At 54.7% G+C, this 9,353-nt stretch carries 8 protein-coding genes; 7 read left to right on the top strand and 1 reads right to left on the bottom strand.

Annotated features, from left to right (window positions below; genetic code table 11):
* Positions 1 to 350: 350 nt before the first annotated feature.
* The 7 genes from E1297_RS38740 (at position 351) to E1297_RS38715 (ending at position 8,173) form a co-directional block, all read left to right on the top strand.
* Entirely contained in the window at positions 351 to 1,703 is a 1,353-nt protein-coding gene (locus E1297_RS38740) for an ABC transporter substrate-binding protein (protein ID WP_155147732.1), read from the top strand.
* 62 nt (positions 1,704 to 1,765) lie between these two features.
* Positions 1,766 to 3,067 carry a carbohydrate ABC transporter permease gene (locus E1297_RS49325; RefSeq protein ID WP_196223501.1) on the top strand — a complete coding sequence of 434 codons (1,302 nt, stop codon included), beginning with the start codon at positions 1,766 to 1,768 and terminating at the stop codon, positions 3,065 to 3,067.
* 9 nt (positions 3,068 to 3,076) lie between these two features.
* On the top strand, positions 3,077 to 3,904 hold the full coding sequence (locus E1297_RS49320) for a carbohydrate ABC transporter permease (protein WP_196223500.1): 828 nt from the start codon (positions 3,077 to 3,079) through the stop codon (positions 3,902 to 3,904).
* On the top strand, positions 3,904 to 4,953 hold the full coding sequence (locus E1297_RS38730; RefSeq protein WP_155147730.1) for an ABC transporter ATP-binding protein: 1,050 nt from the start codon (positions 3,904 to 3,906) through the stop codon (positions 4,951 to 4,953). Before E1297_RS49320 ends, E1297_RS38730 begins: the two co-directional genes overlap by 1 nt.
* Entirely contained in the window at positions 4,953 to 6,374 is a 1,422-nt protein-coding gene (locus E1297_RS38725) for a glycerophosphodiester phosphodiesterase family protein (protein ID WP_155147728.1), read from the top strand. The genes E1297_RS38730 and E1297_RS38725 overlap by 1 nt, the downstream gene beginning before the upstream one ends.
* Entirely contained in the window at positions 6,367 to 7,386 is a 1,020-nt protein-coding gene (locus E1297_RS38720) for a LacI family DNA-binding transcriptional regulator (protein ID WP_155147726.1), read from the top strand. Before E1297_RS38725 ends, E1297_RS38720 begins: the two co-directional genes overlap by 8 nt.
* Positions 7,379 to 8,173, top strand: a complete 795-nt coding sequence (locus E1297_RS38715) for an inositol monophosphatase family protein (protein ID WP_155147724.1) — start codon at positions 7,379 to 7,381, stop codon at positions 8,171 to 8,173. The genes E1297_RS38720 and E1297_RS38715 overlap by 8 nt, the downstream gene beginning before the upstream one ends.
* Before the next feature lie 272 nt (positions 8,174 to 8,445).
* Here the strand turns inward: E1297_RS38715 and E1297_RS38710 are convergent, their stop codons facing one another.
* Positions 8,446 to 9,330 carry a hypothetical protein gene (locus tag E1297_RS38710; protein WP_155147723.1) on the bottom strand — a complete coding sequence of 295 codons (885 nt, stop codon included), beginning with the start codon at positions 9,328 to 9,330 and terminating at the stop codon, positions 8,446 to 8,448.
* Between the last annotated feature and the right edge of the window lie 23 nt (positions 9,331 to 9,353).

The raw sequence follows: 9,353 nt of genomic DNA, 5'->3' as shown, positions 1-9,353 counted from the left end.
TCAAACCCGAGTCTCGAATCAATCGGACCTGAATATCTCCAAGCGACAAAGCCTTAGCTTTTTGGTCCGTTCTGCACTCCAAAACAACCAATCGCACGAAGGTCTGCATTCAAAAAATGATAAATTTGTTGACTAAGTTGCACACGTGTTCAATTGTCGACTCCGCTGGAGGAGAGAGTCGGTGCTAGCTTGTTCTGACTGAAAAAACCTAATTACTACTATTCGACAGAGGAACCCTATCCTCGATAACAAACCTGGGCTCGTGTCACACTGGCTACATAAATAAATGATAGGGCAACTCATGCACACGTGTGCGATACTTGCGCTCACTAACCAAACAGGGGTTCCGCATGACCACATTCAAGTTTAAACGCGCTACAGCAGCATTGTTGCTGAGCACAATCGCCCTACCCGCTCTGGCCGAAGACGTGACGATCACAGTCTGGGCTGGGGGCTCGAACGATGCAGATGCCTATCGTATTGATGCCATTGAAATCGCCGCCGATATGCTGGAGCGTGAAGCCGCCATTGAAGGCCGCGAGCTGAACATCACCGTCGAAGGTAAACGTGACTTTGGGGGCTGGGAAGAGTTCAAGCAGGGCGTGACCCTTGCGGCTGAAGCTGGCACCGCGCCGAACATTGTGGTCACCAGCCACCTCGATATCGCACCCTGGAGCCAGGCCGGTTACATCGTTCCCGCAGAGGATTATTTGGATTTCGACGCGTGGCCACTGAACGACATCTACCCCAACCTGCTTGAGATCGCTGCCTATAATGGCATTCAGTGGGGCTTGCCGCAGGACGCAGAAAGCCGCCCATTCTTCTTCTGGAAGGACACCATGCGCGGTATCGGTTATTCCGACGAAGACATCGCTGCCCTGCCTGACAAAATCGCATCGGGTGAATACACTCTTCAAAACGTCTTGGAAGATGCGAAGAAAGCAGTGGATGCTGGCCTTGTAGAAGAGGGTTACGGCTTTTATCCTCGGCCATCGAACGGCCCGGACTATGCTCAGTTCTACCAGTCTTTTGGTGGGCAGTTGCAGGATCCTGAGACAGGCAAGCTGGTCCTAGACAAGGCCGCGATGGAAGCATTTTACCAGTTCTTCGCCGATGCGGTTGATGCAGGGATCACGCGTAAAAACCACCTGGGTACTGATTGGGGCCAGTGGTACAGCGAAGTGGCTAATGGAAAAGCCGCGACGTGGCATGGCGGTACATGGCACTACGCCCGCTATACCGGCAAGGAAGGCAACGAAGACTTCTTCGGTACCATCGAGTTTTCTCTGATCCCGGCAGGCAACGAAAACGGTCGCGCCAACACCATCACTCACCCACTGGTCTATCTGGTGACAGATCAGGAAAACGACGATCACGAGGACATCGCCGCACAACTGGTCAAAATCGCTTCGGAACCACGCCTGAACTCGCTGCACGCGATCAAGTCGGCGCATCTGGGCATCGGTCAACAGCAGTCGAATATCGAGCTTTACGCCAATGACCGCTGGGCCTCGGAAGCGACCGAACGCCTGCTGGTCAGCGCCAACGCACAGCCGAACAATCTGGATTACGGCGCGTTTTCAGAAGCCATGTTCAAGGGGCTCGAGGCGGCCTGGACGGGTGTGAAAACGCCAGCAGATGCGGTTGCCGAGTTGGAATCCGAGTTGAACGCGAAATTGGGCGACAACCTGATCGTCCGTTAAGTTTCCTCCCACTGGCTGGGGCGGGGTAGCCTGCCCCGGCCAACTTTTTCTCGGAGATTGCAATGCCCCGCTTCAATGCGCTTGGGTTCGGATTTCTTGCGCCCGCGATGATCGTGGTAACGCTGTTCTTTCTGGCCCCGGTCATCCTGACGGTGTTCTTCGCCTTTACCAACATGTCCACATCAACGGGCATAACTGGCGGTGAATACCTGCTGACTCAATCCGATCTGCGCGAGGTGAAAGCCAGCGGCGTGTCGGAGGAAACCTATGACAAGCTGGAAAATGCCGGTTATGTCGTTGACGAAACCGGCCTGGCCCTTTTAGCCGAAGCGCGCGATCAGGCAACTGCAGATGAACTGGCAGATCTGCACGCTGGGGCACAGTTTTCATCGCGTCGGGATATGGAGCGTGCGCTCAAAGACTTGCGTGCAAACAAGATCCGTTCAACTCGAGATCGCAAGGCGCTGGCCGAGCTTTTCACCTCGAGCGTGATGGATGAACGGTTTCAGACCGAAGAAGAGTTTCGCGCAGCCCTGACTGCAGCCAGCATCCCCGTGGCAGATCAAAACATCTTGGTCAAAGTCGCCTATACCGGCTGGGTCTGGACCACAGAGAACATGAAGCTGCTGTTCTCGCTGGACAGTTCCTGGCGCTATGCAATGAACACACTGTTCTATGTTGTGTTTACTTTGACGTTTAACGTGGGCTTCGGCCTGTTTCTGGCGATCTCGACCTTCTATCTGCCTTCTGGCATCGCCAACACCTTTCGCACCATCTGGTTTCTTCCGCGTATCCTGCCGCCGGTTTTGTATGTGCTGATGTGGTACTGGCTAACATGGGACACTGGAATCATTTCGTCTTTCATGAGTTGGTTCGGCGTCGCCCCCCGAAACTGGATGCTGGATACAGCGACAAATGCCTGGATCGTGGTGATCCTGATCAATGGATTTGTAGGCGCATCTCTGGGGATGATCCTGTTCTCATCAGCGATCCGAACGATCCCAGCCTCGATGCTTTATGCCTCTGAAGTGGATGGCGCGAACCGCTGGCAGCAGATCCGCTATATCATCTTGCCGCAATTGCGCTGGCCGATCCTGTTCACCTCGTCCTACCAGACACTCTCGCTGCTGACTTCGTTTGAATACATCCTGCTGGCCACCGATGGCGGGCCGGGTGGCGCGACCGAGGTCTGGGCTCTAGCCGCCTATCACACTGCGCTGAACAATTACGGCGGCAACCTGCAATACGGTCTGGGCGCGGCTTATGCGCTGGTGCTGGTGGTGATCGGCATCGTGACCAGCGCGCTGTACCTGCGGTTCTTCAACTTCAAAGACCTCGTGGCAAAACCACGGATCGAGCAATAGGGGCCTGTCATGACATCGAACTTTCGCTCGCTCCCGGTCATTGCACTGCTGACGATCCTGTCGCTGCCGCTGGTGATCATGTACGCCTTTACATTGGTGGACTCGATCTCCGATGCGGAACCCGGCAGTCTTATTCCGTCGGAATTCACGCTCCACCATTGGCGGTTCCTTTGGGATGACACCACGGGTCGGGGATCAGTGTGGATTGCAACGATCAACACCTTCATCTTTGCAGGTTCCACAGCGGCCATCGTCTGCGCCACATCGCTGACCTCAGCCTATGCGCTGTCGCGTCTGAACTTCCCCGCGCGGCGGTTCTTTCTGGCGGGCGTCATCATCCTGCACGCGTTCCCGACGATCACCCTGATCATCGCGATCTTTCTGATCCTGCAATTCCTTGGCCTGTTCGACACGCTAATTGGTGTCATCATGGTCAAGGCCGCGTTGGAACTGCCCTTCGGTATCTGGGTCATGAAAGGTTTCTACGACACCGTCCCGTGGGAAATCGAGATGGCCGGTGTACAGGACGGCGCGAGCCGCTTCATGGTCTGGCGCAAGTTGGTCCTGCCGCAGGTGCAGCCGGGCCTGTCTGCACTGCTGATCTTTTCGTTCCTGTCGGGGTGGAGCGAATTCATCCTGCCGCTGGTGTTGGCTCCGGGCAGCGATGCCCAGGTTCTGTCGACCTATCTGGCGTACTTCCTGCTGGATGACAGTTTGGAAGTCGACTTCAACCTCTTTAAATCGGTGGGCCTGTTCTACGCGCTGCCGGTGATCCTGATCTATCTGGTTTTCCAGAAAAAACTCATGAATATCTACGGCGGGGGCTCGAAAGGCTGATGCAACTTAGGCTCGAAAACTTCACCAAAACCTTCGACGGCCTTACCGTCATCGATAAGTTGAACCTTACGGTAGAGAGCGGTGAGATGATGGCGCTGCTGGGTCCATCTGGCTGCGGCAAGTCTACCACGCTGTTTACCATCTGCGGTATCCACCGGATGAATGGCGGTACGCTGCACTTCGGGGATCGCAATGTATCGGACCTGCCCTCACAAAAGCGCAACGTAGGCGTGGTGTTCCAGAACTATGCGCTTTATCCGCATATGAGCATTCGCGAGAATATTGCTTTCCCATTGCGCGTGCAGAAGCTGGATAACGCGACGATCACACGCAAGGTGGGTGAGATTGCGGAGCTTGTGCATATCCCCGAACTGCTGGATCGCCGACCGGCGCAACTGTCGGGTGGCCAACAGCAGCGCGTAGCCCTTGCCCGCGCGCTGGTAAGGCAGCCGGATGTGCTGTTGTTGGACGAACCGCTGGCCAACCTCGACGCCAAGCTGCGGCTTGAGATGCGCTCGGAAATCCGTCGCATTCAGCTGGAAACCGGCATCACCGCCATCCTCGTGACCCATGATCAGGTCGAGGCGATGTCGATGTGTGACCGCATCGCACTGATGAAGGATGGTAAAATCGTACAGCTGAGCGAACCGGACCAGATGTACAACGATCCGGTTGATACCTTTGTGGCCGGGTTCCTTGGCAACCCGCCGATTTCATTCCTGGACGCTACTGTTGCTGATGGCCAGTTCCGCATTGGCGACAGCGGTATTGCTATTGCCGAGACACTAAGGCCGAAGGTCAATGGACAGGTGCAACTTGGCATCAGACCAGAGTATTTCGGCCCGCAATTCGGATCTGACCTGACTGGCAAGATCAGTTTCGTTGAAACGCAAGGGCGCGAAGATCTTTATAACGTTACCCTTCCTAACGGGTCGGTTCTGCGGTCGATCCAACCCGCTGGACCGCGCCTTAAACTGGGTGAAACCGTGAACTGGGGTATCGCCTCGGATCACGCTTTGGCCTTTACACCCGAAGGAACGCGCATCTGATGTCGGATTGGTTGACCCCCTCCCGTCCCTTGTCGATCGCGCATCGCGGGGCCAGTGCCTATGCGCAGGAAAACAGCCTGCCCGCATTTGCACTGGCCGCCGATCTGGGTGCGGACATGTGGGAGGTGGATCTGCACCTGACAGCAGATAATCAGATCATCGCTTTCCACGATTTTTCATTGGCAGACGGGCGCGCCCTTCGTCACCTCACATATGCAGAAATTCGGGCAGCAGTTCGTCAGGATGAGGCCCCTCTGTTGTCTCAGATCATCGAACTGGCACAGGATCGCTGCTGCGGTATTTATGCGGATATCAAGGCACCGGATGCAGCCGTACCGACATCAGAGTTGCTACAGTCCGTTGGGATAAAACGCGCTATTCTTGGTGCTTTTGATCCAACTGCGGTGCAAGCTCTGCGCGCAGCCGATTGCCCCTACCCTGTTGCTGTCCTGATACCAATCGGGATCGATCCATTCGAGATCGCAACCGAGGCAGATATCCTTCATCTATGCTGGGAGAAGCTGGATCGCCCACAGGATCTGCTGGATGACGCCCTTTTTGAACGGTGCCGCAATACCGGACAGAAAGTTGTTCTTTGGCACGAAGAAGATCCGGTCCGAATGGCTGAGCTGCGCAACAAGCCGGTATTGGGAATCTGTTCGGATCGTCCCGAATTGGTCAATCCGATTGAGTTTCGCGACGGTTTGCAAGTCGTGTGTCACCGAGGCGCCAACAAAATCGCACCTGAAAACACCCTTGCCGCTGCGCACGCATGCTTTGCTGCAGGCTTTAGCCATGTCGAGATCGACGTCCATGTGACAGCCGATGATCAACTGGTGGTTTTGCACGACCCCACACTGGATCGCACCACTAACGGAACCGGGCCAGTATGCGACCGGACCCTGGCAGAGCTACAATCGCTGAGCGCCGGGGATTGGTTTTCGCAGTTCTACGCCGAGGAAAAGATACCCACGCTTGATGAAGTGTTGGAGTTGGCCAAATCCTATGACGGCCATCTCTATATCGAGCTGAAATCGGCACCAGCGAATTTAGTCTGGGATCGCGTGGTAGCTCACGACATGCAGGATCGGGTGTTTTTCTGGTCCTTCGTTACGCAATCCTTGCACGACATGCGTGCGATTTCTTCCGAAGCAAACCTGATGATGCGCCGACAGGATTTTTCGAGTTTGGATGAGGCTTTGAATTGTCTGTCTCCAAGACTGATCGAGTACACGATATCGGACGACTGGTTTGAATTTCCCAAGCTACGCCAGCTCGGCATGCCCTTCATGATCGCTTACGGCGGCGACGAGAGCGAAACACTCGAGAAAATCGCAGACGCGCAGGCCGATTTGGTCAATCTTGATCAACCGTTTAGCTTTGCAGAGATTTGTCGCAAAAAGGGGTTGATCAGTGACTGACGAACCCAGAAAATCTGTTACCTCATTTGATGTCGCCCGCCGGGCTGGCGTTTCACGCTCTATGGTTTCAAGGGCGTTTACCGAAGGCGGGGCTATTTCGGACAAATCCCGCCAAAAGGTTCTGAAAGCTGCTGAAGAGTTAGGTTATCGCGTCAACTTTCTGGCGCGCGGTCTGCAAACGCGACAGTCCAATCTGGTTGGCATTGTCGCTTCATCTCTGGATACTCCGTTCCGTTCCCGACAGGTCAAAATTGCCGCGCAAGAGTTCATCAGCCACGGCTATCGCCCGATTTTGCTGACCGTAGACGCCCATGAAAGTGTCGAACAACTCATGTCGGTGCTGCTCAACTACAATGTTGCTGGCGTGATGGTGACATCAGCGACGCCGTCTTCAAAGATCATTCAGGAATGTCGCCGCCTGCGCATGCCCCTTGTCTTGATCAATCGCGGCACGAACCAAGACATCGCGGACACGGTTCAAATCGACGTACAACAAGCCGGAGAATTGGCATACACGATGCTCACCCGATCCGGTGCGGGTCGCTTGGCCGTGGTTCATCCTCAGGCACCTTCATACTCAGTGACCGGACGCGCCCGCGCATTCATTGAGAAGTGTCATGCCCAAGGCATCGAGGTTACGGAATTCATATCCGCCAGCCAAAGCTATGCAGCAGGATACGACGTAGCAGGAAACCTGGGTCTTTCGCTGGATCAGATCAATGGTGTGTTCTGCTCGACAGATCTGTTGGCCCTGGGCGTTCTGGACCGGCTTCGCGCGGACTGGAACACCCGGTTTCCCGAAGATCTGCAGGTGGTTGGCTGCGACGACATCGAACAGGCCGGTTGGGGGTCCTATCAGCTATCGACGATGCGGCAGGACGCTGAGGAACAAGTGCTTGCCGCCGTCACCCAGATGCTGGATCGCATCGAAAACCCGGACGCACCAATTCAAAACTACAATCAAAAACTGACACCGATTTTTCGGCAGACAACAATGAACAGGCATGACTGAGAAATTTGAAACCAAACTGGATTTTGCCAGATTTTTAGCCGTTGAAGCCGGTACTTTGGCTCGCGAGCTCTATAAAAACAAAGATAAGGATTTTGTTTCCGTCAAAGGTTTGCAGGATTTCGTGACAATTGCAGATCGCAAAGTCGAACAGCGCATTCGCGCCTTGATCAAGGAATACTACCCATCGGACGCGGTCTTGGGCGAAGAAGAAGGCCAATCCGGGCAAAGTGAGGCGATCTGGGTGGTCGATCCGATTGATGGCACGGCAAACTACATGAGAGGTTTACCGGATTGGGCTGTCTCGATTGCCTACTGCGAAAACGAAGAGATTATGCTTGGCGCTATTTATGCGCCTGACCGAGATGAGTTGTGCTGGGCCGCCAAAGATCAGGGCGCTTTCTGCAATGGGTTTGCAATTGAGGTTTCGAACTGCAGCCAACCCGACCAGGCAGTATTGTTGTTGGGTCGTTCATCTCGCAAACCGCTTCAGGAATACTTGGACATCGTGCAGCACACGGTTGATGCGAACATGGAGTATCGCCGCAATGGTTCGGCTGCCGTGAGTCTGATGTGGGTCGCTCAAGGCCGTGCTGAGGGATATTACGAGGCTCATCTGAATGCTTGGGACGCACTGGCCGGTGTGTTGATCATTCGTGAGGCGGGCGGATTGGTGCGCTCTCAACCGGTTGCCGAGACGCTTAAGAATGGTAGCGAGATTCTGGCAATTGTTCCTGAACTAGAGCGGATCACCGTCGACACCATCATGCATCAGGATTTTGTCGCGTAAGCCCAGCCTCTTTGAAGCGGAGTACTCCTAAGGAGTATCGCGCCACAAGGTGTCTAGTCGCACCACCGCTATGTGCAGCCGAGAGATTTTCAGCTGATCGAAGTAGCGAAACCACACAGACACGCAAGTCTGCTACTGCATTCGATGGTGAGCGCGGTGTTTGGTCCCATGATTTGATGGGGTGATCCAGCAAACAGCGTTTTAGGGGCGGATAATGTGCCGCCCCTATTTGACAGCGCTACTACGGCAAGCGCAGCGCCGCCATTTGCAAGTTAATCTTCGGAGCCTCGAGCTCTTGCGCCACTGACCCGTGCACCGCTGACGCGAGCGCCGCTCACTCGGGCACCACTGACCCGTGCACCGCTAACACGTGCACCACTGACGCGAGCGCCGCTGACACCAGGCCCATCACCTCCGAAGCAGACATCCAACAGGACCTGTTCGAACTGGCCGGTCATCACATCCATACGAACGGTGAAATCAGCTTTGTTGTAGTTCCAGACCCGAATGTCATCCGCAAACTGAAAATCGGCAGCGGCAATCCCGGTAAGGTTGGGGTTGTTTGGCGCACGCGATGCCAGATTGCCCGGCGCGTTGTCGTCAGACCCCTCTTTGTTGACGAAATCTCCGTCACCATGCACGAGGAAAATGGTGGGCTCAGGCAATTCATAGTAGGCGCCCTCGAATGCGAAGCCGTAAATTCTGGCCAGTTGTCCGCCATCAAGGAACTGATCGCCAAGGAAATTGTTCACACCTTTGCCGCGACGGCGTTTACCTTTGAATTCGAACTTCTGATGTTCCGCTGCTGCAGTGACATCATCGGTCTGTTGCCAGAACGTGCGCTTGTGCTTTGATCCTTTTTTGACAAAAACAAAGTCGCCCTTCGGCTCTAACCTCCGGTTGCCCAGAACGAGAGATCCGCCCGAGTTCTGAACTCGGTAAACTCCTGAGGCATCAACATCATTGATCTGAACCAGAACTTTGTTACCAACCTCAACGGTCACATCGTCAATCACACCACTTGTGATGGTGGGCAGTGAGGTGACGCCATCGTCAATAATGGCAACACGGACCCGTGTGTCTTTCTTGAGTTTGAGATCATCTACAGCGCGGCCAAACAAAAGCACTTCTGAAAAACTGAGCAACGACTCAGACATATCACTTTCTCCCAATTACGGGA

The sequence above is a fragment of the Roseibium sp. RKSG952 genome, from assembly GCF_009711355.1.
The sequence above is the reverse complement of the archived record's forward strand: the minus strand, read 5'-3'. Positions and strand labels throughout refer to the sequence as shown.